Source organism: Thalassotalea sp. SU-HH00458 (assembly GCF_040362795.1).
Lineage (GTDB): Bacteria > Pseudomonadota > Gammaproteobacteria > Enterobacterales > Alteromonadaceae > Thalassotalea_H > Thalassotalea_H castellviae.
The window spans coordinates 18,660-44,646 of record NZ_BAABWW010000009.1; the positions used below are offsets into that span (position 1 = coordinate 18,660).

Consider the following 25,987-nt stretch of genomic DNA (forward strand, 5'->3'; position numbering starts at 1 on the left):
AGATATATTTCATTACATTTTATAGCATATCATAACAAAACATACACAATAAAGTTTTCTGAATAGCAAGTTGAATAAAACACATTAATTGTGGCTATTCTATCTACCTTAATTATCTATTGACTAGCCTACCATCGCCGTGGACACCCACATTTTTAGAGTTTCCAACCGTACTAAACTAGCCATGGGTAAAAACGTTGATCTAGTAGAAAAAAAGCTACTAAAAGTAGTACCTGCTGAATTTAAGGTTGACGTGCACCATTGGCTAATTCTTCACGGTCGCTATACTTGTTTTGCTCGAAAACCTAAATGTGGTGCTTGTATTATTGAAGACTTATGTGAGTTCAAGGATAAAACTGAATAAAAACGAGAATATGTTAGTTCATGCTAACCAAATGATTTTATTCAGTTAGCAGGATTTTCACATTAAACACAGATCAAACGTGATTGTTTAAATTTCTTTAACCCAAGGTTTTAGGGGTAAATTAATTTGTGACGATAAATACCATTTCAATTTCATTGGTTTGCCGACATCTAACAGTGTTTCATGGTTAACCAGTTTTCCAGAGCCTAAGTTAACTTGCGCTTCGACATTCTTATTTACATTTAATACAAGGACTATTTTACTGCCCTTTTCAATCAGCTTAGACGTAAAGCGTGCATTAACTATTGGAACACGTCGTTTAACATTTGGCGTTAATAAACGTCTTGTACTCATATCGTCAGCATAACTCGCTCGACTTCGATAATTGTTTAAGTGGAAAGCATTTCCATCCGCGGTGACTTCATAGAAATTAAACCCGATATCCACGTCTTTCTTATTGACGGCTATGTCAAAAAAACCTGAAATTGCTCCGGTGAGTTCCATATCTTGTTTAAACACTGGCGTTTCTATTTGAATACCTCCTTGTTTGTTTATTTGCTCACTAATTACCGGCCATTGCGAGCGGTTACGTTGTTCACTTCTGTCGCTCATATCTACCGTTTGCTCTATGTAATGATTCGCGTGTGAAGAAGGTGTTTGTGCTAACAAATAATTGTGCTCTGTGTCCGGTTTATTTGTTTGAATATAAAAGCTTAAGTGTCGTTGGTTGAGCGCTTGTAACGAGTCTGCAAAACGCCATTCGTTTGCCCCCATGATTTGATAGTTCACTTTATTTTGCACTAGCTTGGGTTTTGTTTTGCCTTTCAAAATATGATCAAACCATGCAAATGTAATTTCTTCAGTGTCTTTTTCTAAAGCGACAGGATCAAGTTCATAGTTACTGTGATGAGAACGAGGTTTCCCTTGTGCTGACCCATGATTATAAGGACCAATTAACAGTGCGTGATTAGCATTTTCATTATATTTATAGTGCTCATGCATATAATGTAAGGCTGAGATCTGGCCTCCTTCAAAATAGCCAGTAATGCTTAGTACAGGTATGTTGATGTGTTTGTAGTCGTCCTGATGAGGAACCATTTTTTGATAGTAAGGAGCGTCTTCTGGGTGTGCTAACCATTTTTGCAGCCACGGACTTGGTTTATTGGCTATTTTGTCAATATCGACGAAAGGACGGCCGCTACTATAGAGTTCATTGATAATGTTATTTGTTCTTTGCCAGTCACTATAAATGCTGTTATCAACGGTTTTGTTGTTGGTAACATACAATGGCCACTCGAAATTTCCAGTCAATGCAATGTTGTTTTCATAAGGGAGGCCGGTTATCAAATTTGCAGCGACATATGGCGCCATTGCTTTTAGACCTTTCGGCATATGTTTTGCCGTCGCCCATTGCGTAAAACCGTTATAGCTGCCACCGTACATAACAACGTTACCATCGCTCCAAACTTGCTCAGTGATCCAATTGATCAGTTGTGATGCATCTTCTCCTTCGTGCTCCCACGGCACGATGTCGTTATTGCTCGAACGCTTTCCTCGAGAATTGGCAACTATACCAATATAACCATGTGCAGCGGCATGCATGGCAGCTTTGATGTGTGCGGTTTCATCTGCATAGATGGTGTATTGCAAGGCGGTACTGTTAGGCTTGGTTTGACCTCGACTTCTGACAATCGTAGTAGAAATTTCAATACCATTTTTTAATTTCACAAGTACATCCGGTTGAATGACAAATCGGTCCTGTTGTTCCAATTGTACAATGTCGTTCACAATAGGAATGATGGCGTCGAGGACCTGATATAAGTGATAATTAACCGCAAGGTTTATCATGTCACCTCGAGTCAACAATGATTTTTTTTGCAGCTGTTTAAAGATGTTTAAAACATATTCTTTGGCGTTCGAAACCGACCAACCAAGTGCAAGCGACAATTGAACAAACCCTTCATCATTCAAATGCTCAAACTTACTTTTAATTAAATCATTGGCTTTATTTACAAAACTTTCTTTAGTTGACTTTTGACCGTTTAAGGCAAGGCGAGTTTGATGAAAAAATTGGTAATGAGAATATTCCAACGTATTTTGTTGTTGCCTAATAGCACTCGATATTTTGTCAATATCTTCTCGTAGTGAAAACAATGCAATTTTGCTAAACATGCTTTGTTGGTTTATTTCTTTCTCTTTTAGGCTTTGTGCAAAAGACGATAAATCGCTCTTAATGTCATCAGATGTCAAAAGTGCAAGTTGTCCAGATTCGGTGCTTAAATCAGCCTTGGAAATAATGTTGGAGATAGGGTATGTCTGTTCATCTGCTGCATAGGTATTTGGCATAAATTTTAGTAATATAATAACTGAATAAATCGCTATAGATGTTAAACTTATTTTTTTCATTTGTGCTTCCTTTGTATAGTTTTCATCGCGGATGGTTTCACTCTATAGATGCAAAAAGATAAAGTCCTGACAAAGAGGTGAATCGTTATGACTTTTTGTGACAACCTTTATTTTAAAGGGCTACGTAATAGGTATATGGATAGGTATGCGTTGGAAAATTGAAGGTTTTGAGTTTAGCGAACAGCATCAAACGTTACACAATGAACAAAATATGGTTCGAATAGAACCTATGGTGGGTGAGCTTTTAACTTATTTTTGCCGCCATCCATATCAAGTTATTAGTAAACAACAGCTATTAGATAATGTTTGGCATGGTCGCTACGTCAGTGACAATACAGTAAGTAAATTGATCACTAAACTGAGAAAAGTACTACAAGATGACGCTCGAAATCCTCAATTTATTGTAACAATACCTAAACGGGGCTACCGATTTATAGCGTCTGCCACGCAATTAACAGATTCAACTGACTTTCTTACCAAACAAGATATTTCTTATCCTAAGAGATGGTTTGACAAGCGGGTCCAACTTTTCTTATTACCCTTAATTTTTGCTTCATTATTTTGGTTTTATTTTTCAGACCACTCTCCCACTAATACTTTTATTTCAGCCAAGGCCGTCACAACAGATATCGGCAGCGAGTATTTTCCTAGCTTTGCGCAGGACGGTATTCGCTTCGCTTATATGAATAATGATGGGGAAAAATTTAAACTGTTCGTAAAAAACATCTTTTCTGGTGAGCAAGTTGAAATCAATCACGGAGAAGAAAACGGAGTCGGCCCAGGCAGTTGGAATGATAAAGGCACAAAACTTGTTTATCTGGTTGGTTCCCCCGAAAAATGTCAGTATTTTATTCGCGAGTTTGATGGCTTAGTAATGTCTAAACCTACATTAATACATACCTGCAAACCTGGCAGCTATGGCGCTATAAAATTCACCCATGACGATAATATTGTCATTTTCTCTGAATCTCCAGGGTTGAATAAACCTTACTCGCTTTATTCACTGGATATTAATTCCGGTCAAACTCGATGGTTGCCGCAGCCCGAGTTACATTTAAATGGTAACAGTCAATTTGACCTTCATCCTACCGAAAACAAGCTGCTTATATCATCGCCGAATCAACAACAATGGGAGGGGTTTTATCAACTCGACTTAGAGACACAGCAATTAACCTTATTGTTCAAACTAAATGCCTATATTTGTTGCGGTATCTGGTCGCATGATGGCAAGCACGTTGTCATGATGGGTGAACATCCAGCTCGTGAAATTGTGCAATATTCTCTAAACGGCAGCGATAAAACAATTCTGTTTACGAGTTCACAACAATTACATCGGCCAGAAAGACACAGTAATGGTGTTGATTATGCGTTTTCAGTATTTGAGCATGATGTAAATGTTGATGAATATAAGATCTCTGAAGATCAAACACAGTCCATACTAAATGATACCTTCGATGAAAGACTCGCAGTATTATCACCTAGCACAAAACAAGTGGCATATATCAGCTTAACCACAGGTAACGAAGAGCTTTGGTTGTATGATCGTGAGACAAAAAAGAAGAAAAAAATCACCCAGTTTGCTGATGGTCGACACTATATCGATTTAACTTGGTCCCCAAAGGAACAAAGCATTGCTGGAGTTACTTTAAATTCTATTCACGTAATTAACACAACCACTGGTGAGACAAAAGTACTGCCGTTACCAGAAAAAGAATTTAGAGGTGTGTCTTTTAAATCCCTCAACATAATAAGCTTTAGCATAAAACTCGATTCAAACTGGCAAGTTGTTGAATTTAATTTAGACGACAATTCAATGAAACGAATTGACTCGAAATGGCGAAGCATTCAATACACTTCTACAACAGACAATTGGCTTTGGAATGATCAAGACGGAAATTGGTATCATGGCGAAGATGCAACACCTTTATTGTTGCCTAAACATAACGTAAATCCTTTTTATGGAAGGCAATTTAACGTCAAAAAAAGTGAAAATCGCGTTGCGTTTTACGACCCTATCGAGAGCAAAATAAATATTTACGATATCGAGTCTGATAAGACTGTCACCACTTTATATAACCAAGTTGGGCATTTTTCACTTGTTGGTGATGTTGTTTTATTTAGTAAAAATTCGTCAAAAATTAACGAGAGTGATATTTATCAAACCTATAACAATAGCCCTAAACAAACATGGAATTAATAGAAAAGGTTGATCTACCTTTATTATCTTTTAGCTGACCTACCATCGCCGTGGACACCCATATTTTTAGAGTTTCCAACCGAACTAAATTAGTTATGGGTAAGTATGTCGTTGAAGTTGAAAACAAGCTTTTAAAGGTTGTACCAAAAGTATTCAAAGTAGATGTTCACAACTGGTTAATTCTTCATGGCCGTTTTACCTGTGTTGCCTGAAAGCTAGGCTGCGGCGCTTGCAATATTAAAGGTTTGTGTGAGTTTAAGGATAAGACTAAATGATTTTAAGACACTTCTGAGCGAATTCCAGTGGCATGACTAACTTGGCTTGATCGTCAGTTAATAAGCTTACAAATAGTTTTTTCTTATAAAACATAGCAGTTCTTGCTCATCAACCAATTTCAAACCTTGCTGTTCAAATACGGTTAACTCTTCGTTTGTAGGGAAGGTAAAATAAGCATTATCTTTAGGTTGAGCTGACTTCAACACTTTCTTATCCTGCGCAATAGATGTAATTGTATCAAAGACATCGACAACGCCCTGTTTATATAACTCAAGGACATGCCAAAGATAGGATTTATTGGACTGTACATCTAACGTTGAAATTTTTACTATTTTCCCAGTATCAATACTTCCATCATCGATTGTGTGCAGTGTGGTTCCTATTTTTTCATCGCCATTAAGCAAAGCCCAAAAAGTGGCCATAACCCCACGATAGTGAGGCAAAATTCCCGAGTGAAGATTTAACACCCCTTTAATTGGAATATTAATACAGTCCTCTTTTAAAATTCCTCCATAACGGATTGAAACGATTAAATCAGGGGCAAGATCTTTTATTCTCGCGATAGTTTTTGGTGTATTAATGTCATTGACTTCAAGTAACTCGGAAGCTAAATAAGGTTGAAAACTTTCAAACCCTTTCAACTTATCGATTTTTTTACCTGAAAACAATGGGCTTAATAATTGATTAAATAAGTCTTGTTCAAAAAACTTAAGTCGACTCAATTGTTCAGGTAAAACACGCTTTTTACCAACTTTCCCTGAAAGCCAAAGATGTACTTTATGCGCACCGATTAATTTAGGTATTAATAAATTTAAAGCAAAATTGCTTGCTAAGTCTCTATTTGAAAGAATTAATATGTTCAATGATTGATACCTAATTTAAGTACAGTTAACTTAAAACAATTATTTTAAATTGACACTAATATTTTCAATAGTTCGCGTAAACACAAAGAGGAATGCAGCGAAATTATTATGCTAAGCAGCATGGCTATGAAAGTCTACCTTTTTAAAATTTCCATTCGCATTCAGTTAGCTATGCAAATTAAATTTTCATACAACAATTAAAAGCTAAAACGGCTATTTCAATGTAAAAGCGCTTAGCAATACCTTGTCGCATATTAACCAATACATTGTATTGCGAATTTAATACTAATTGGCCTACATTCTCTTGAAAACAATTTCACTATTTAAAAATTTTCATTGCTTATCCAAGCAAAAAATCCCAGCACAACAAGTGAAAAAATAGTAATAATATAAGGTGATAATGCGGCTAAATCATGAAAGTAAACGAATTCTTGATTAATACTGCCAATTAATGGAATAGCCAAAGAGCAAGCTAACAGTATGGCGACAATCATCACTTTTAAACGAAACTTATTTTTTGCTTTAATATTGTTGATAATGTTATCAACAAATTGCTGATCAACTAAGCGTGTATGGTATTGTAATAACGAATTTAAAAAGGAGTCATCGTTAGTATTCATGGTGTTTCCTTTATCTTTGTTAGCAGAACTTTATTTTAAAATGATTTTTGTTGATGGACTTTATCCATTAACTTCTGTTTTCCTCTGTTGATATGTGATTTCACAGTACCTAAAGGAAATTCGGTTATTGTCGATATTTCTTGATGACTCATTCCAGCGCTAACAGATAATGTAATGCAAGTCCGCTCTGCGACATCTAAAAAGGTCATTAACCGTTCAATCATCAAGTCCTTTTCTATATCTTCAACCTTTGCTTCTAGCATAGAAAAATCAAAACCATCTACTTCATATTGATGGTAAATTTTTTGCTTATATTTTAAAAAGCAGTTGTAAGCAATTTTATGAGCCCAAGTACTAAAAGAAGACTGGCCTAAAAAAGTATCTAATTTCTGATATATTCTTAAAAAAGCTTCTTGTGCAATATCATCTGCTGCCGCTTGTTCTCCAGCAGTCAACCGTCGTAGAAACTGACGTATTGCACCTTGATATTTGTTAATAAGGGTGGCAAATGCATGTTGATCACCATCACAAATGATTCGAGCAATAAGTACGTTGTCATCTACCATGGTAAATGATTCTTTCTATTCGGCATCTTGATTCATTTTCCAGCAAAGTAGAAAAGCAACTCCTAATAAGAAAGGAAAAAGACCAATCGCAAGCCCCAATCGTGCTTCATAAACGACTACCCCTGAAAAAACACACGCCACCCCAATACTTATCAACGCTAAGCCACGTCGTAAATCGATGATTTTTTGTGATTTGAATGTGCCTAGTTTTTCTAATATCTCAGGTGTGATATTTACTTCTTTATCTAATAACTGTCGAATAGTTTGCTGAACTTCCTTTTTATTCTTACTCCCGACAATAACATTGACAATAACCATAATGGTTAAACAAATAGCTCCTGAAATTGGGATCCATAAATCAGACATACTTTTCTCACTTTCGTTAATTTTTAAGAAATCAATACTACTTAGATACGATGATAATCAAATTTAGATGCAGATTAGTATTTTTTATTTTAGTTATTACTGTGCTTGCTTATTTCTCCTCGCCTATCGTATTTACTTTAATAGCATACAAAGCTGAAATATAAACATCTCATGATGTTGCATCCAAATTTTATTCTCTTGGTATCAAAGTAACTGTCAAATCAATTTTAATTAAAGAGAATAAAGCATGATTTCAAACAAAATATTTAAACTAGCACTTGTTGCTATGACATTAATTTTTTTGCAAGGCAGTGCGGTTGCAAACACAGAGGAAGTAGTAACTAAAATAGACAAATTATTAAATGAAAAATTTCAATCGAACGACGCCGGCGCTGTTTTCTTAGTTGCTAAAGGTGGTAAGCCAATTTATAGAAAAGCATTTGGTAAAGCTAACCTTGAGTTAAATGTTGACATGAAACCTGAAAATGTATTCCAAATAGGCTCGATGACCAAACAATTTACAGCACTAAGCATATTGATGTTGCACGAACAAGAAAAGTTAAACGTAAATGATAACATTGCAAAATATTTACCGAATTACCCTAATGGTGAAAACATTACTTTGCATCACCTTTTGACGCACACATCAGGAATAAAAGATTATACTAAAATGAAAGCATTATGGAGTGTAGCAAAAAAGGCTCACTCACCTGAAGAATTGGTAGATTTCTTCAAAAATGAACCCGTTGATTTTAGCCCTGGAGAACATTTTAAGTATAACAATTCAGGATATGCACTTTTAGGCCGTATTATTGAAATTGTTTCTGCTGAAACATATGAAAACTTTGTTGAAAAAAAGATATTTAAAACTCTAGGAATGAAAAACTCTAGATATGCTAATGACAGAGAAATAATAAAAAATAGAGCTTACGGTTATCATTACAAAGCACAATACACGAACAGAATGATGGTCAGTTTAACTCTTCCGTATTCGTCAGGCTCATTAATGTCGACAGCAGATGATATGTTAATTTGGCAACAAGCTATTAATAATAACCAACTAGTAAAGCAAAACACGATAAATATGGCTTTTAGTAAATATAAGTTAAATAATGGGAAGCCAATTTCTTATGGTTATGGCTGGCATTTAAAAGACATTAATAATGTATCAATAAGAGAACATGGTGGCAGTATATTTGGCTTCAAATCAATGGGAGTGTATATTCCAAGCCTAAACGTTTATGTTATTGGACTCACTAACTGCGACTGTAATTCTCCAACTCAAATAACCAGAGATATTGCGGCACTGTTTATAGAATAACAAATTAAAGATGAACACCTTTTTTATAAAAAATAGCACGTCAAAAATTATCGATGCTGTTATCTCGTTGGTGTTTAAATCAGTTCAATGTTCCAAACTTTATTTAGATATTTTTCTTTAAGCTGCCCGAGCATAGCAATAAACGCTATCGCCCGCGTTTCAAACCACATGAAGCTTACTCTAGGTAAAACGTCAATCTGGACGAGCAAAAGCGACTTAAAGTTGGGCGAACAAAATTAAAGGGGCATTTACCACTGGCTGATACTACTTAGTTGTTACACTGGTATATTATGTGAAGTTAAAGCAGACTTAAATTTACTTATTAAGCCTGCTTTTATAAACGCGGTTACAAGGTGTCAAAACCGTAATTTATATAAATTCAAATTTTAATTAAAATTTAAATTTGCTGTTTTTTTATCAAGCATTCCACTATAGCGCGTTAATACAAGTGCAACTAAAACAACGATTGCGCCTACCCACGGTGTATTCATTAAGCCATGCTCAGCAACAATATTACCTCCTCCCCAAGCACCAATTGCAATACCAACATTAAAAGCTGCGATATTTAATCCTGATGCTATATCTACTGCTTCTGGTGTGTGTTTTTCCGCCAACTTAACCACATATACCTGTAAGCCGGGTACGTTGCCAAAAGCAAATGCTCCCCAAACTAAAATAGTAAGCACGGCTGTAATAGGATTGTATGCGGTATAGCTCAACATAAATAAGATAACAGCAAGCCCCGCGAAAATAATTGTTAATGCTTTAATGGGGCCAAAATTATCAGCCATTTTACCGCCCCAAATATTACCAACAGCAACTGACACACCATAAACTAAAAGTATCAAAGCAACAGAGCTTGAGTCAAAGCCACTTACTTGATTTAGGATCGGAGCTAAGTAGGTAAATGCGATAAAAGTTCCACCGTAACCAATAGCCGTAATTGCATAAACTAAAAGTAATCGAGGATGAGTTAATACTTTTAACTGTGCAGTCAAGCTTGTCGCATCAGCTTGTTTTAAATTATTAGGTACTAATATGGCACTACCGATCATAGCGAATAAGCCTAATACAGAGACGGTTAAAAAAGTCGCTTCCCAGCCAAACACCTGGCCAATATAAGTGCCAAGTGGCACACCTGTGACCAAAGCGACAGTTAACCCTGTAAACATTATTGCTATTGCGCTTGCGGCTTTTTCTTTAGGCACTAAACCTGTCGCTATGGTCGACCCTATAGAAAAGAAAACACCATGAGCTAAGCCAGTTAAAATTCGCGCGATAACCAATGCTTCAAAGTTGGGGGCTTGCCATGCTACTAAATTGCCAACAACAAACAATCCCATAACCGATAGCAATACATGCTTTCTATTCCATCTACTAGTTAGTGCGGTTAATACTGGTGCCCCAATGGCTACACCTAAAGCATAAAGACTCACTAATAAGCCTGCTGAAGGTATTGATACATTTAGGTCTTGTGCCATTGTTGGAAGTAATCCAACAATCACGAATTCTGTTGTTCCGATAGCAAAGGCGCTAAGTGCTAAGGCAATCAATGCGAGTGGCGTCATATTCTCCAAATTAAAATATTTAAAAGATTGAAGGTAGCGACTTAAGCTAAACCGCTTCCTATATTTGTTGATGCGATTATTAACTGGTAGACTTTTGTAATAAACAGCACTATATACAAAACATTTTTGTCGTAAATGAGGTTAATTTGAATTTAAAGACAAGATCAGACGACTTAGCACTATTATTAGCTGTCATTGAATTTGGCGGCTTTTCCGCCGCGGCAAATGCACTTAATATTCAAGTTGCTCGAATTTCACGCTCGGTAGCTAAAATTGAAAAAGCGCTCGATACAACCATTTTAATTAGGACAACACGGCGCGTAATGCTAACCGATGAAGGAAGAAAGTTTATCGATGCTGTTCGTCTAGGCCTGCATCATATCAAAAATGCAGAATCGGATGTTATGAGGAACAGTAAGTTGCCTCAAGGCAAGTTACGTGTGGATGCGGTAAGTCCATTTATATTCCATCAAATAACTCCCCATATCAATGCGTTTGCTAACGCCTACCCGGATATAGAACTCGAATTAAATTCCAACGAAGGTATCGTCGATTTAATTGAAAAACGTGCTGATATGGCAATAAGAATAGGCAATTTAGAAGACTCGACATTACATGCGAAAGCTCTTGGCAGAAGTCCTCTTTATCTTGTCGCATCACCAAAATATATTGCACAAAATGGATTAGTCAAAACACCTAGTGAATTGTTAAATCATAAACTGATTGGTTTCTCTAATATTAAATCATTAAACCAATGGCCTATTAAAGGGTTAGATCAAGTAAGCCCGACGTTGACAGCAAGCAACGGCGAAACGATTCGCCAACTTGCGTTATCTGGCATAGGTATCACATGTTTATCGGGGTTTATGGTTAATGCCGATATTCAAGCAGGTCGACTCGTCTCATTGCTTGAGCCATATAGAGTAAATGGCACAGATCGTGAGTTAATCAATGCCGTCTATTACAGGTCCTCAGCAGTTGCCGAGAGAGTGACCGCATTTATAGAATTTATTAAACCAAGATTAACATTATGAGTAGTTGGCAATTGGTCTACTTTTTCAAATTAGAAAGTATAGGTGCTTGAAAACACATTTAGCCTGTTTCTATACATATTAAACTAGCCACGCGCCCCTAATGTCAGTGGAACAAAAACTTGAAAAGCTAATCGCAAAGGAATTCAAAGTGGGCGTTGGCGTTCACCACTGGCTGATACTACTTGGTTGTTACACTGCCCCCCACCTGCAAACCACGCTGTGATTCATGTATTACCCAAAGGTTGATGTGAGTGTAAAAACAATACAGAGTAAAACCCTATCAATCCATTTAAAACTATTGGTAAGTTAGTTTTCAACGTTGAGTGGGGAATAACCAATTCAAGGCAATTGGGAGCCGTCTTGACCAATCAAGTTCACAGTGTCGTCCCAATTTATCTTTTACCATTCTCAACTGATCTCTGTCATAACCTGCGTTCAAAAACGAATCGTATAACTCTTCAATTAATGCAAAAGATCCATACTCAACTTCACCTACATCAAAATATAATTTTGTTTTATTACTTTCCTTTAATCCCTTAACGGCATTGATTAAGTTGCTTTGTTCAGCGTTTAATGTAGCTTGAGCTTCCGCGGTGGAAAACGAGAAAGCAGGAGAAAATGCAGCCACTTTCCCAAACGATTCTCCATGCAAAATGCCAGCATACAAAGCCATAAGGCCACCTAAGGAGCTACCTAACAGTGCTGTGTTTTCAGCAGCTTTTAACGTTCTATAATTTTGATCTATGTATGGTTTCAGTTCATCTAGAATAAAGCGAATAGTTTTCTCACCTAAGCCTTCATAACTATTCCCCATGTAATTAACACTATCCCAAGGATTATATTCTTGCCATCTCTGGGGCCCATTGGCAATCCCTACAATAATTACATCTAGTGGCATAGAAGTAACAATTTCATCGACCCGCCATTCGTAACTATAAGACAGTGATTCACTAAACAAGTTTTGTCCATCAAGCATGTAAACGACTGGATAATGTTTTTTCATACTTTCTCGATAATTATCAGGTAGGTAGATAAAAATATCTCCTGTCCGGTCGAGTAGCGTCATTGGAAAATCAGTTACCGTCACTAAATCACCGACGACAGTTCGAGGCGGGATTATGTTACTTTCTTTCGCCCACCCGAAGAACTCAGGTATAAATCTAGACTCCTGGTTTGGATCAACAATAAAACCACAAGTAAACGGCTTACCAAACTCGGTAGAAATTGGATTCTGCCAATCGCCATTTTTATAAAAGTTAAAGTATGTATAACTTCCGTCATGAGGGAGGTTAAATTGATAATGTTTCTCAATATCTTGCCACTTCATTTTAGAAGTACCATTCAACTGCCATTGATTGAAAGTGCCTGATAATTCAACGTTATAAGGCAAAATTGCTTCGGTTGGAGATTTTAAAATGACCGTTAAAGGTTTGCTAGACTCAGCTCCAAGTAGCGAGAATGATACGAGACAAAGATAAAGCGATACATAGATTCTTTTTTGTATTGGCATAGTTTTGTTTGTATTGTGCAAAGGTAATTTTTCTTACTTTAACCTAATGCAAGATGTTGAACTTATGAATTCGTATGCAATTATTTATTTTAACTCATCAAGCTAATTAACTTTATCATTGTTCTACATTAATTATCTTTCGGCTGGCCGTTAATAGCGGTAGATCCCCACATCTCCCGCGTCTAAAACCGTCCCACGTTTACTATGCGTAATAACGTCGATCTGGTCGAGTAAATCTCCGTAAAATTGTACCTGCTCAGTTTAAAGTCAATGTACATCATTGGCTTTTTTACACGGGCGATAAAACTGCGTGGCCCGCAAACCTAAATATGGTGTTTGTAATATTGAAGACTAATGTGAATATAAAAATAAAAAAGAGTAACAAGTTTTACTTGTTACTCTTATTATCTCATTTGGCCCAACTTTTTATTACAACTAAACTCACCTTAGTCAGCGAGTTTTTGCATAAGATAAGTGTGCTGAAGCGCTAAACGTTTAGCGGTTTCTTTTAAATTAGCAGCGGCACTGTGACCACCGTCAATATTCTCGTAATACAAGAAGTCATGACCTAAATCTTCCATGCGTTTAGCAACTTTACGAGCATGCGCTGGGTGTACTCTGTCATCTTTGGTTGAAGTGACAAAAAAGACTTCTGGATACTGACCTGCAGGGTCGATGTTATGGTAAGGTGAAATTTGGCGCAAGAAGGCGCCTTCAACGTCATCCTCAGGATTGCCATATTCCCCCATCCACGACGCACCTGCTAACATTTTGTGATAGCGCATCATATCGAGTAAAGGTACTGCACAAATAATAGCGTTAAATAAGTCAGGGCGTTGAGTGAGCATAACCCCCATCAGTAAACCACCATTCGAGCCACCTTCAATGCCTAAATGCTTAGGACTGGTGATGCCTTTTTCAATGAGGCTTTCAGCCACCGCAATAAAGTCATCATAAATGCGCTGACGATTGGTTTTAAGCCCGGCTTGATGCCATTTAGGTCCGTATTCCCCTCCGCCACGAATGTTGGCAAGCACATACACTCCGCCCTTTTCTAACCAGAGTTTTCCTCTGAGTGCTGAATAACTAGGATTAAGAGAAACTTCAAAGCCGCCATATCCATAAAGCAATGTTGGATTCTTAGCGTCCATCGCGACGTTTTTATCTCGAACAACAAAATAAGGAACTTGAGTACCATCCGAACTCGTCGTGAAAAACTGTTCAGATATCATTGTGCTCGCATCAAACCAAGCTGGCAGTCCTTTTGCTTTTGCCTTTTCGCCACTTGCCGTATTATAAGTCCAAAGCGTATCTGGCGTTAAAAAACTCTCTGAACTAATAAACGCAACATCTTCTTTATCATTAGTTGAACCAATCGATACCGTGCCATTAGCTGGAAAATCTAACTTTTCAGAGCGCCATTGGCCATCAACAAAATCAAATGCAAATGCGGCACTCGTTACGTCTTCAGATATTGAAAGTAGCAGTTTGCTTTTAGTCGTACCTACATTGTAAAGCGATGATTTTGCATCTGGGCTAAACACTAGGGTAACAGTTTCAATGCTACCGTCTTGCATGAAATCATGGATATCGAAACTCACTAAATCACCGGTTTTAAAATCACGCCAGTCTTCATTCAGTTGGATGAGCATTTGGTCTTTGAATAAGCCGTGTGTGTTATTTTTTTCAGGAAGGGGCATAATAACGGGAGCTTGCGGTTGACCGTCTTTCATCGGTACCCATTCTAAAATAGAGTCGTAAAAAGTAAGCGAGCGCGCATTGATGATTTCACGCGAGCCATCTGCCAATTCAATGACACTGCCCCAGTAGCCAACATCTTGTTGCTCCCCTTGGCCAATTTTTTGCGCTTCGGATAAAGGTGTGCCGCGTTTCCAAAGTTTAGCAATCATAGGATAGCCGCTATCAGTCATGGTGTTGTCACCAAAATTAACACCTATTACGGCGTGATTTTCATCAAGCCAAGACATTGTGCCTTTGGACTCCTCAGTCACAAATCCATCTTTTACCCAGTTCTTACTTACCGTATTAAATTCGCGGCGCACAACGGCGTCTTTTCCGCCATCAGACAAATTAACAATACAACGGTTATAATCTGGACCAAGGCAGCTATTGCCTTTGTAAACCCAATTCTTGTTTTCATCTTTTGCGAGCTTGTCAAAATCTAGTACCGTTTCCCATTTGGTATTTTTGGACAAATAGCTTTCGAGTGAACTCTTGCGCCAAACACCGCGAACATGAGTTTCATCTTGCCAAAAATTATGTACCTCACCGCCTCGGTATGACACATAGGGGATTTTGTCTTTCGAGTTAAGAATTTCTAATGCTTCTGTCTGCATCGTGTCAAAACGAGGATCCGACATAAGCTTCTCTAAGCTACGAGCATTCCATTTATTGACGTCTTGAAGGGCTTTTTCACCCAAGACTTCTTCTAAGTAAAGATGATCATTGTCTGTTTGGCCGGGTGTTTTATAATCAATATGTTTGTATCTCACTTTGCTTATAGTCTCTTGTGTAGCAGATGGTGCTGTCGCTTGTTCATTTTGTACTTGGTTTTTATCGTTGGAACATGCTGAGAGCCCCACGAGAGAAAAGCCTAAAGCAAGCCCTAACGTGGTAACTCTAGCGATTGAAATTGACATCTTATAGTCCTTAATTTGACGATTTTTATTTTTATAATTGCTCAGTTTAGTTTGAACCTAACAAAGATACAAGAGACTGCTGATTTGGCGCTTTGAAGAAGAAACAAGGTTTGGTTTTCTAGTGCTAACCTCAGATAATAAAAAGAAAAAACGATCATTTTCGATCTTTTCCAACCACTTATTTGTCATACATTCAACGAGGCAGAAACAGGACTATCTCGCTTATTAGTAGCGTAGCCGATCATAGCGGAAACACTCAAACCGGCCGTGTTTTAAACCACATGAAGTTATCATAAGTAAATTGTCTTTTATGACGAGCTAAGCGACTTAAAGTCGGCCGAACAAAGTTTAAAGTAGAGGCTCACTACTTTCTAATACTAGATGGTTATTACACGGGGCCCGCCTGAAAACCACGCTGCGGATCGTGTATTATTGAAGACTAGAGTGAGAAATAAAATAAAGTACTCGAAGGACGATTTGTTAATAACGGACGTTAAAAATACGATTAGGTTTAACGGATATATTATTTTTAAGTTCCCGAAATCAGTGTATCTGATATCAATATTTACCTGATTTTAAAAAGTAAAAAGCCCCAATTCTAAAACAGTAAACAGGGGCTTTTTCAAGAAAACTAATGCCTAGTCTTCAGTGTTTGTCTCGTCTTTGTACTTATCAAACCAAGCTAAAATATAGCCAATTTTACGTGCAAGGTTTGAAGGTTTCGCCGCGATACCGTGGTAAGCTCCTTGAATACGAACCAATGAGCTTTCTACACCTTGTAACCGCAATGCACCATAATACTGTTCACTTTCAGACATAGGAGTACGAACATCTAATTCACCTGTAAGTACCATTGTTGGTGTTTTTACATGGCCAACGAGTGATAACGGAGACCGGTTCCAATATTGTTCGTAATCGTTCCACGGTAAATCTGTGAACCAATATTTACTCATATAAGCATAAATATCAGATGCGCCTATCATACTTATCCAGTTTATTACCGGTTTAGCTACAACCGAAGCTTTAAATCGGTCAGTTTTACCAATAATCCAAGACGTTAACGTACCACCGCCTGAGCCACCTGTTACAAATAAGTTCGACTCATCTATATAGCCTTTAGCAATAGTGGCATCAACCATATCCATAAGATCGTTATAATCTTGTGAGGGGTAATTTTTATCAATTAAATTAGCAAACTCTTCACCTTGAGACGTAGAGCCTCGTGGGTTGCCGTATAAAACTACATATCCTGCAGCAGCCATTAATTGTACTTCTGTTGAGTAGCCTGGGCCATATGCCGTGTGTGGGCCACCATGTATTTCTAAAATTAATGGATACTTTTTCGTTGGATCAAAATTTGGTGGTGTTACTATCCAAGCTTGGAGTTCTCTCTTATCAACACTGCTTTTCAATGTCATTAATTCTGGTTTGTTTACTAACTTGTGATCAAATACATCACCATTTAAGTCAGTAAGCTGTATTGTTTTACCCTTTCTATTCACTATTGCTAGATCAGCTGGGCGATCTCCCTGCGAAGCAGTATACACAACACTACCTTTAGGTGTGACATCGTAATGACCAGATGTATATGGACGACCTAAATTGGTGCCACCTAAGTTACTTGTTTTAGTTGAAATTTTACCGGATAAACTTACATAGGCTACATTTTTCTTACCCATATCATCATAACTGAAATATAAGCCTTTACCGTTATCTGCCCATTTAACCACTCCAACAGAGCGATCTAAGTTTTTTGTGAGATTTTCAATATTAGAGCCATCAGAAGCCATAACGTATAATTGGCTTAGTTGATTAGATTTGCCGTTATCTTCATTACCAACAAACGCTATTTTCTTACCATTTGGACTTAATTGAGGACTATGCTCTGGACCAGTCATATTGGTTAATTGAGTAACTTTTAACGTATTTATGTCAATACTAAACAGGTCACTATTAAGCATATCAAACTCGGCATCTTCCTTGGTGTTTGCTGCAATAATTAACTGTCGGCCATTTTTAGCCCATGTCATGGTCCCTGCGTGATCGTGTGCGCCTTGGGTAATTTGCCTAGGTGTTCCACCAATGGTAGGCACAACATACACTTGCATGTTGCCTGGGCGTTTCATCCCCATGCCATCACGCTGAAAATTAGTTTGATCGATATATTGAGCGCTTTCTGCCCACTTCGCATCTTTTGGCTTAAAATCTAAATTAAACAAAGGTTTGGATTTAGTTGGTGTAAACATTGAAAAGGCCAAATATTTACCATCCGGTGAAAAGCTCATACTGCTAGGGCTCATAGAAACATCTGTTACGCGAGCAGTGCTGTTTGATGCTAAGTCTTTCAAATACACTTGAACCTTACCTTCTTTACTCGAAAGATAAGCCAGTTTAGTACCATCAGGTGAAAAGACGGGGCTAAAATGATTTTTACTATCAGAAAGAATAGGTAGATGACTACTACCATCCAGTGCTACCGACCATAAGTTACGTCGTACTGAGTCCGTCATAATATCCATACTTCGACGCTCGTAAACAACGTGTTTACCATCAGGTGTGACAACCGGATTAGCCGCATATTCAAGGTTAAAGACATCTTTCAAAGATAATGTATTGCTTGTTACTTCATCCGCAAAAGTTGTATGGCTGGCAAATAACGCACTAAATAACAGCGGTATCGATGATTTAATTAAATAGTTTTTATTCATGATAAGTTTATCTCTATTGTTTTAATTAGATAAAAATTTAAAAGCTGGATTAAACATAGCTTATTCAAGGATATAAGCACCATGTTTTTAATGTAGATAGCCAACTTTACAAGGTGAATTGCATGAAATAATGGTTGAGTGCCTAGCGAGCACCGCGTAGTTAATCGCTCAATAGTTTCACTAAGGCCTAAGTAAACCTCATGGTAAAATGCAATGTTCAAGCTTGGGAGATGTCATTATGTCCTCATGATAGTCATTTAGACATACACTATTAAGCTTTAACTCTTACTTTGAATCTGACAAAATGCAGATATTTACTTCTTGTTAAAAATAATAATAAACATTGGAAATTACACTTTCAAACATTCAAATCATTGAACTCTTTTTTAGGTTTTGTGCCGTTGGTCAGCTTGGATTACTCATCGTTTTTTTAATTAAAAAATATCCCTTGTTACCTTTGCCACAAATCGGGTTAATCGTCTGTTTAATATCATATATTCTCTTAACAACCCCCATTGAAAATGTTCACTTTGGCAGTTTGCGTAACATTTTATTGCTGGGCACTGACTTAATCCCATTAGCCGTCCTATGGTTTACTTTAGATAAGTTAAAAATAAACTTTAAATTGTTCCAACAAGCCAAGTGGTTATTACTGCTTATATCAATGTGGCTACTCACCCTAATGTACGTATTCTTGATCTTGAAAGGACGTAGTATTTTGCATGACATGAATCATGCAGTAGGCATTGTGGTGTTACTTTGGGTTATTTATATTTGTCTTTCAGAGTACATTGATGATCTGGACAATCGTCGACGAAACACTCGCTTATTATTAGTTGCGTTTTGCTGCTTTTACATGATTGGACTCGTGTCATTTGAATTTATATTTCAAAACATTCGAGACACTACTGCCTTTGGCCTGACTAATGCTTTTATTATTTTTTTATTAGTCAGTGTAATTGCATCAAATCTTCTAATACCTAGAGCGTCAACGCTTTCTAAAAACAAGATGTTAAAGAATAGTTTAGCTCCTGAGATAACTAAGAATGAAGATCAGCAAACTCTCGAATCAGTGCAACTTACCTCCTTAAAGAATTTAATGGATGAAGGGGTGTTTTTGCAGCAAGAATTGACAATTGGAAAACTGGCAAACATGTTAGCACTACCACAGCATCAACTTCGTCAGCTGATTAATCAACAACTTGGTTTTAGTAATTTCTCACATTATTTAAATAGTTATCGTATTCCGTGGGTATGTAAACAACTTCAAAAAAACTCCAAAAAACACATACCGATACTTACCTTAGCACTAGAAGCTGGATATGGATCAATTGCCCCCTTTAACCGGGCTTTTAAAGTACAAACAGGTTTAACACCCAAACAATATCGTGATCAATTTTAAAAATGATCAGCATTTTTTATTTTCGATAAGACGTAGTAGCAACAAAAACATTTAATGGACCCTTCATTCATTTAAGGAGTTGCTATGAAAAAAGCATTGTTCATTTTATTCATTTTTATATTGCTACCACTATTGTATACAAGCTGGCCTATTTATCAGGGTATGGCCTTTCGTGGCATGTTGCCCATGATAGGTTTTAACTACATTACTTGGCCTACGGAGCAACCTACAAGCAATAAAGTGTTAGATATTAGATTCAAGGAAGTCGCAAATCAAGCGATAGAATTGCTGTCCTTGCAACAACAAAAAGTTGCGGCTCCTGGCTATACAGCAGCGGTAGCACTAGATGGTAAATTAATTTGGGCAGGTAGCGTTGGCTGGGCGGATATTACTAATAAAATTGCGATGACGACTGACACTCAACTAAGAATTGGCAGTACATCCAAAGCATTAACTGCAACAGGTCTCGCCCGTCTAGTTGACCGCGGCCAACTTAACTTAGACCAGCCTTTAAGTGACTATTTTGATGTAATACCGAATAGACACTGGGCAAATATTACTGCAAGGCAACTGGCATCTCACAGCGCAGGTATTCCACATTACGGAGACAACACCGAAACCTTTGGTATATTAGAAACATTAAGTGCTCAAACACATTTTAAAGATCCTCTTGAAGCCATCACAATATTTGATGAAAGTGACATGCTTTTTGAGCCTGGAGAACAATTTAGTTATTCATCATTTGGCACTGTTTTACTCAGCGCATTAATGCAAATCAAAGCAAAAGTGACTTATCAAACCTATATGCAACAAGCAGTATTCAAGCCGCTAGCCATGAACTCAACGTTTACCGAAACACCACATAAAACAAGCAATAAACTTGCGACATTTTATTGGCAAGACAAAAACCAACCTCAACGATTAAAAGTTTGGTATGACGTTGATTTAAGTCACCGTTTAGCAGGAGGTGGCTGGGTATCAACGTCCAAAGACTTAGTAAAATTAGGGCAAGGTTTTATGAATAATGACTTTATTTCAACAGAAACCAGAGCCACCTTTTGGACGCCGCAAAAAATCAACAATGGTGAAATAAACCCACAAAAATATGGCATAGGCTGGCGCATTCATCAACTTGATTTAGGCGATGGCTACCAACCGCTTAGTTTCATTCATCATGGTGGTGTATCCGCTGGAGCACAAAGCTTTTTAATGATTATTCCGGAGTATCAATTGTCAATATCGGTTAATGCTAATATCAGAACTGAAGTATTCTCAGATTTTGCTAGTGTTTCCTATGAACTAACTAAACTCTTCATTGATGCAATAGAAAAACAAAAAACAATAGATACCTTCATCCCAAAAATTAATCATTAAAATTATCACAGAACAGCAAAGTTGACACGACAGAAGCCATTAGGACTTCGCAAAATGAGCCCACAAAGTGAGAGCGAAACCTTATTCTTGCAAATGTGAATTGGAAATCTGTACTGTCAACTTTCTATTGCCTGTTTCAGGCTCTCAATAACAGGTTAAAATCTGGTTTTCTGAGTTTCTAATAACGTAATTATCGCGAAAACTTGCAGGCTAGAATAATATAAAAGAAAAAATTACAGGACTTTACTTTAATGAAAGTCACGTACCATTTTGCATAGCAGATGTTTCGATGAAGCTTATGGTTCGAGTTAACACCGCAGTCATCTATATCTGTTCATTTATACATTATATGAGGCGTTAAATAAGCCTGTTGATTTTGACGCCCCACATCCTATTAAACAAAAAGCTATCGTTTTACATTTGTTACGACCATAAGTGCAGCCATGAGTTGTTCACATTTAGCTGGATCTTCGGCTTCTTTGTGAGGTGACGAAAATTGTTGAGCGTCATTATCGAAATACTTACCTGACGCGTTTAGAAATTCCGCAGAGTTCACTGCTTCAACTAATATATTTGCGCCAATACTTAAATCATTTCCTGCTAAGCCAAACCCTTCTTTAACCATTTTACTCGCTAATAACGATCCTGGATTTACGGCCACGATCACTTGGTTACTTTTTAATGATTTAGCCATTTCTTGTGACCAAACAGTAAGAGCTAACTTACTTTGCGCGTAAGCTTGAAAATCATCATCAATGACGTGCTTACCCAACAATGCATCTATATTAACAGGGGCTTGCGCAGCCGATGATAAATTAACCACTCGAGCATTTTCAGATAATAAAGGCGTTAAATGTTTAGTGATAATGTAGGGAGCAATTGTATTCACCATAAATCTGACATCTAAACCATCATCGGTGATCGTGTTGCCTGTTTTGAACACCCCCGCATTATTGATAATTGCGTCTAAATACTCATGTTCAATTTTTATTTTGAATGTTAACTCATTTACATCACTAAACAATGATAAATCGGCTTGATAACTGTCTATTTGAGTACCGCCACTCATTTCCTTTAGTAACTGAATTGTCTGTTGAAGCTTTAGTGGGTTTCGTCCATGAATTAATAAATGATGGCCTTGAGACGCTAATATTTTCGCAGTTTCTAAACCTATTCCATCGGTAGCACCGGTAATTAATATTTTTTTCATCATCTTTTTAGCTCCCTATTTATCAATAAATTAAGCGTTATTACTAACAGTGCCTGCTCGTATATTCAATTTGCATAACATTCGATAAGCACATGTATCTCATATAAAATAACAACGAAATACACTAGCTATTTAATTAATCTTTCAGATACAAAGTTAAATTCTCCATTGCTCCTGACGTAGATAATAGTCTCTTTAGCAGTCTTTATATTATGGACAAATGTATCACTAGAACTAAAGTAGCTACTGCTTCTTAAGCTTTTCACTTGACTGGTTTCTTTCGAAGTATAATCAACGTCTCCTTGAATGATCACTGCTCGAAACTCTGAAGCTGTTGTGGAAATTTTATATTTTGCATTCTTAGCTAACTTTATAAGATAACCAGCAGAATTCGTTGCTTTAATATTTTGCCAAAGATATGAAATGGCAATATTTTCACCATCAATGAATGATGAGTCATTTTGTTTAAGCCAAACCAAATTAGAGGTGTGTAAATTAATTGGACGTTCGCCATTATCAAATTTTTGCTCTTGAGACTTTACTAAATAAGGACCACTATCAATTTCAAGATATATTAAATTTGTTTCGCCATCGGCTGCTGTAATATGGTTTTCTCCTGCTGGCTGAGTCCAAAAAGATGCAGTAGGAAGCCACATGTTTTCAGCCTTAGGATCATCGTTATGCATTAATCCATCAATCACAATCCCGCGGTATGAGATATTATGAATATGAGGCGGAGATGAAAATCCTTTGTTGAATTTCACTAACATACCTGTCGCAACATTTTTTGTTCTATCGCCCCATAAATCTGCTGCCCCAGGACTTTTATCACCACGCAGTGGATTCAAATATCCCCAGTTAATATCTTCTGAAGATTTTACTTCTGAATTTTTATTTTGATTATTCGCAAAACTAAAAAAGGAAATATAAAAAACAATAAAACTTAACAGAAATCTTGAAATAGAAAACATAATCAACCTCTTACATTAATATAATAAGAGATGTCTAGTCGACACCTCTTAAAACAAACATTTATCACTAGACGGATACAACAACTTTACCCATTGCTGCACCACTTTCAAGGTGTGCATGCGCATCGCCAACTTCTTCCAGAGAGAATGTCTTGTCATCAAGAATTGGCGTTAGCTTTCCTGCTTCAACAATATTTGCGAGTTGTTTTAATATGTGTGCATGTTCTTCGCGTTTCACATTGTGCAACATAGGAATTAACATAAACACGACATGAAGCGACAAGCCTTTAAAATGAGCAACGGATAAATCTATATTTACCATCGCTACCGTTGAAGCCACTTGACCATTCAATGCAGCAGCCTCAAAAGATTGGAGCATATTTTCACCACCAACCGAATCAAAAACGATATCAAAGCCATGGCCTGATGTATGCTTTTCAACATAATCAACGACTGATTCTGTTTTATAGTTGATAGATTTCGCACCTAATTTTTCGATTAAAGTAGTTTGCTTATCTCCTCCACCTGTAGAAAAAACCTCGGCACCAAAGTATTTTGCTAATTGAAGCGCCACATGACCGACACCACCAGAACCACCATGCACTAAGACTTTTTGACCTTCTGTTATGCCAGCACGTTGCAGTCCTTCATAGGCGGTAATTCCTACTAACGGTAATGCAGCTGCTTGTTCCATGGTTAAATTTTTAGGCTTTAATGCAATTAACTTAGTATCAGCGACCATATATTCAGCCAATGTACCAGGTAAATCAGCTAAACCACCTGCACAGCCATAAACTTCATCGCCAACGTTATATTCATTCACGCCCTCTCCAACGGCCTGGATAATACCAGCGAAATCCATACCCAAAATAGCAGGAGCAGGCGGAGACAGTGGTAACTCTTCACCCATTTGTCTGATCATCGTATCCACAGTATTAACACTGGTTGCTTTAATGTTGATCAAAACATGGCCAGGCTTAACTTCAGGTTTAGCAACATCAACAAGCTCAAAATTTTCAGTACCACCAAATTGATTAATAATCATCGCTTTCATCATTTTCTCCATAATATTTTTAAGTTCTTCTGAATTGAAACCATTATATAACTTGGTTAATAAGTTGATAATTGCTATAAATGCATAATCACTTTATAGTTTTTATTGACAATGAATATTCAACATTTAGAATTGTTTGTCCGGATTTCTTCTACTCTTAACATTAGTACCGCTGGCGCCGAGTTAGGCTTGTCACCAGCGGTAGCCAGTAGCCATGTGAATAAACTGGAAGAAAAATTAGGGGTAAGATTAATTCATCGAACAACACGAAAAGTGTCATTAACAGAAGAAGGTCAAGCATTTTTACATCATGCCGAAGACGTATTATCAAGTGTCGAAGCAGCAAAAGCCTCAGTAGGTGCCGGTAGCTCATCTCCCATGGGAACTCTTCGCATTGCAGCTCCAGCATCGTTTGGCCGAATGCATTTAGTGCCGGCGCTTGCTCAATTTATGCAAAACTTTCCTCATTTAAAAATTGATCTAAAGCTATCAGACACTATTGTAGATTTAGTCGAAGGCGGTTTTGATATCGCTATTCGTAATTCTGAATTAAAAGATTCTAGTCTAATTGCTAGAAAATTAACCACTGATAAACGTATATTATGCGCTTCGCCGAAATATATTGCCGAGTTTGGCATGCCAGAAACACCTTATGATTTAAAAAATCATAACTGTATTACGCTAATGGGGTTAGATAATTGGACGTTCCAACAGAAAAAAGAAACCTTTACTATAAAAGTAAAAGGTAACTTTAGAACTGATAACGGAGAAGCAATAAGGGATGGATGTGTAAAGGGTTTAGGAATAACCGTAAACTCAACATGGAGTGCTTATAAGCAACTGTTAAATGGAGAATTAGTAGAAGTTTTACCAGATTACCCATTACTATCTCAAACCGCTATTTGGGCGGTATACCCAAGTTCTAGACAACTTGCTCCAAAAGTTAGAGCCTTTATAGACTACTTAACTGAACATTTTAATGAAAAGCCTTACTGGGACCAAGATTTAGAGAGTTTTTTTCATTAAATGTTTGAGTTGAATAGCCCTTAATACAGTGATCAAATCAGTAAAAAATCACTTTATACTGCGATTCAATCAATCTCGATAAACCTTTGCTTTAGCGTTTTACAATTAAATGAAATGCCTACATATTGTGGTACGGGTTGCTAATTTAGCTGAATCATTAGATTTTTATATCAATAAATCGTTTTGGTATGGCTTTTATAAAGTCACCGGATGATGTCTCAATTGAGCTACTGCAAAAAGGAGAAGCATTAGCGCCACAAGAGCCTTGGATAAATATGGGAATATCAGGATCTGATACTTTCTTCTTCATAATCATTAATTAAACAACACTTCAAATGTAGTAGGCATAGTTGATATTTTGACAATTATCGCTATGTCTCTAAATTTTGGTTCACTGTTTAAAAAAACACCTACAGTTTAAATTTTTCCCGCCGATAATAAAATAATAAACTCTATCGTTCGAGTTTTTGACAATTTGCCGTAAAGCCAAA

General features: G+C 37.0%; 18 protein-coding genes and 3 pseudogenes. 9 read left to right on the top strand and 12 right to left on the bottom strand.

Going from position 1 to position 25,987, the window contains the following annotated elements:
* Positions 1-127: 127 nt before the first annotated feature.
* Positions 128-364: pseudogene (locus tag ABXH06_RS13835) on the top strand (iron-sulfur binding domain-containing protein); the annotation flags it as partial.
* A gap of 87 nt (positions 365-451) precedes the next feature.
* Here the strand turns inward: ABXH06_RS13835 and ABXH06_RS13840 are convergent.
* The gene (locus tag ABXH06_RS13840; RefSeq protein WP_353518604.1) at positions 452-2,770 is read right to left on the bottom strand and encodes a CocE/NonD family hydrolase; all 2,319 of its coding nucleotides are present in this window, start codon (positions 2,768-2,770) and stop codon (positions 452-454) included.
* Between the two features lie 145 nt (positions 2,771-2,915).
* Here ABXH06_RS13840 and ABXH06_RS13845 point away from each other — a divergent pair, with 145 nt between their 5' ends.
* Positions 2,916-4,967: a winged helix-turn-helix domain-containing protein gene (locus ABXH06_RS13845; protein ID WP_353518605.1), complete on the top strand. Its 2,052-nt coding sequence runs from the start codon at positions 2,916-2,918 to the stop codon at positions 4,965-4,967.
* Between the two features lie 38 nt (positions 4,968-5,005).
* Positions 5,006-5,242 (top strand): annotated as a pseudogene (locus tag ABXH06_RS13850) (endonuclease III); the annotation flags it as partial.
* A gap of 66 nt (positions 5,243-5,308) precedes the next feature.
* Here the strand turns inward: ABXH06_RS13850 and ABXH06_RS13855 are convergent.
* From ABXH06_RS13855 to ABXH06_RS13870, 4 genes are all read right to left on the bottom strand, one after another.
* Positions 5,309-6,106: a formyl transferase gene (locus tag ABXH06_RS13855; RefSeq protein WP_353518606.1), complete on the bottom strand. Its 798-nt coding sequence runs from the start codon at positions 6,104-6,106 to the stop codon at positions 5,309-5,311.
* A 323-nt stretch (positions 6,107-6,429) separates the two neighbouring features.
* A complete protein-coding gene (locus ABXH06_RS13860) occupies positions 6,430-6,726 on the bottom strand; it encodes a hypothetical protein (protein ID WP_311583391.1) in 297 nt (98 codons plus the stop codon).
* Positions 6,727-6,761: 35 nt separating this feature from the next.
* Positions 6,762-7,292, bottom strand: coding sequence for an RNA polymerase sigma factor (locus tag ABXH06_RS13865; protein ID WP_311583389.1), 531 nt, complete (start codon positions 7,290-7,292; stop codon positions 6,762-6,764).
* Between the two features lie 15 nt (positions 7,293-7,307).
* Entirely contained in the window at positions 7,308-7,658 is a 351-nt protein-coding gene (locus ABXH06_RS13870; protein ID WP_311583386.1) for a DUF6249 domain-containing protein, read from the bottom strand.
* Positions 7,659-7,905: 247 nt separating this feature from the next.
* Between ABXH06_RS13870 and ABXH06_RS13875 the strand changes: the two genes are divergently transcribed.
* Positions 7,906-8,979 (top strand): serine hydrolase domain-containing protein, encoded by a 1,074-nt coding sequence (locus ABXH06_RS13875; protein WP_353518607.1) that lies wholly within the window; start codon positions 7,906-7,908, stop codon positions 8,977-8,979.
* 386 nt (positions 8,980-9,365) lie between these two features.
* Here ABXH06_RS13875 and ABXH06_RS13880 read toward each other — a convergent pair whose 3' ends face one another.
* On the bottom strand, positions 9,366-10,547 hold the full coding sequence (locus ABXH06_RS13880) for an MFS transporter (protein WP_353518608.1): 1,182 nt from the start codon (positions 10,545-10,547) through the stop codon (positions 9,366-9,368).
* 146 nt (positions 10,548-10,693) lie between these two features.
* Between ABXH06_RS13880 and ABXH06_RS13885 the strand changes: the two genes are divergently transcribed.
* Positions 10,694-11,581 (top strand): LysR family transcriptional regulator, encoded by an 888-nt coding sequence (locus ABXH06_RS13885; protein ID WP_353518609.1) that lies wholly within the window; start codon positions 10,694-10,696, stop codon positions 11,579-11,581.
* A 313-nt stretch (positions 11,582-11,894) separates the two neighbouring features.
* Here the strand turns inward: ABXH06_RS13885 and ABXH06_RS13890 are convergent, their stop codons facing one another.
* The 3 genes from ABXH06_RS13890 to ABXH06_RS13900 all read right to left on the bottom strand — a co-directional run bounded on the left by ABXH06_RS13890 (position 11,895) and on the right by ABXH06_RS13900 (position 18,459).
* Positions 11,895-13,091, bottom strand: a complete 1,197-nt coding sequence (locus ABXH06_RS13890) for an alpha/beta hydrolase (protein ID WP_353518610.1) — start codon at positions 13,089-13,091, stop codon at positions 11,895-11,897.
* A gap of 446 nt (positions 13,092-13,537) precedes the next feature.
* Positions 13,538-15,751 carry a prolyl oligopeptidase family serine peptidase gene (locus tag ABXH06_RS13895; protein WP_353518611.1) on the bottom strand — a complete coding sequence of 738 codons (2,214 nt, stop codon included), beginning with the start codon at positions 15,749-15,751 and terminating at the stop codon, positions 13,538-13,540.
* 638 nt (positions 15,752-16,389) lie between these two features.
* Positions 16,390-18,459: a S9 family peptidase gene (locus ABXH06_RS13900; RefSeq protein ID WP_353518612.1), complete on the bottom strand. Its 2,070-nt coding sequence runs from the start codon at positions 18,457-18,459 to the stop codon at positions 16,390-16,392.
* 343 nt (positions 18,460-18,802) lie between these two features.
* On the opposite strand from ABXH06_RS13900, the gene ABXH06_RS13905 reads away from it, so the two are divergent.
* Both ABXH06_RS13905 and ABXH06_RS13910 read left to right on the top strand, forming a co-directional pair.
* Positions 18,803-19,861 (top strand): helix-turn-helix domain-containing protein, encoded by a 1,059-nt coding sequence (locus tag ABXH06_RS13905; protein ID WP_311583372.1) that lies wholly within the window; start codon positions 18,803-18,805, stop codon positions 19,859-19,861.
* 84 nt (positions 19,862-19,945) lie between these two features.
* Positions 19,946-21,235: a serine hydrolase domain-containing protein gene (locus ABXH06_RS13910; RefSeq protein WP_353518613.1), complete on the top strand. Its 1,290-nt coding sequence runs from the start codon at positions 19,946-19,948 to the stop codon at positions 21,233-21,235.
* 406 nt (positions 21,236-21,641) lie between these two features.
* Here ABXH06_RS13910 and ABXH06_RS13915 read toward each other — a convergent pair whose 3' ends face one another.
* The 3 genes from ABXH06_RS13915 to ABXH06_RS13925 form a co-directional block, all read right to left on the bottom strand.
* Positions 21,642-22,448 carry an SDR family NAD(P)-dependent oxidoreductase gene (locus ABXH06_RS13915; RefSeq protein ID WP_353518614.1) on the bottom strand — a complete coding sequence of 269 codons (807 nt, stop codon included), beginning with the start codon at positions 22,446-22,448 and terminating at the stop codon, positions 21,642-21,644.
* A gap of 125 nt (positions 22,449-22,573) precedes the next feature.
* Positions 22,574-23,416, bottom strand: a complete 843-nt coding sequence (locus ABXH06_RS13920; RefSeq protein ID WP_353518615.1) for a DUF4437 domain-containing protein — start codon at positions 23,414-23,416, stop codon at positions 22,574-22,576.
* Between the two features lie 67 nt (positions 23,417-23,483).
* Positions 23,484-24,470 (bottom strand): zinc-dependent alcohol dehydrogenase family protein, encoded by a 987-nt coding sequence (locus ABXH06_RS13925; protein WP_353518682.1) that lies wholly within the window; start codon positions 24,468-24,470, stop codon positions 23,484-23,486.
* A 111-nt stretch (positions 24,471-24,581) separates the two neighbouring features.
* Here ABXH06_RS13925 and ABXH06_RS13930 point away from each other — a divergent pair, with 111 nt between their 5' ends.
* Positions 24,582-25,496 carry a LysR family transcriptional regulator gene (locus tag ABXH06_RS13930; protein WP_353518616.1) on the top strand — a complete coding sequence of 305 codons (915 nt, stop codon included), beginning with the start codon at positions 24,582-24,584 and terminating at the stop codon, positions 25,494-25,496.
* A gap of 188 nt (positions 25,497-25,684) precedes the next feature.
* Positions 25,685-25,819: pseudogene (locus ABXH06_RS13935) on the top strand (hypothetical protein); the annotation flags it as partial.
* Positions 25,820-25,987 lie beyond the last annotated feature (168 nt).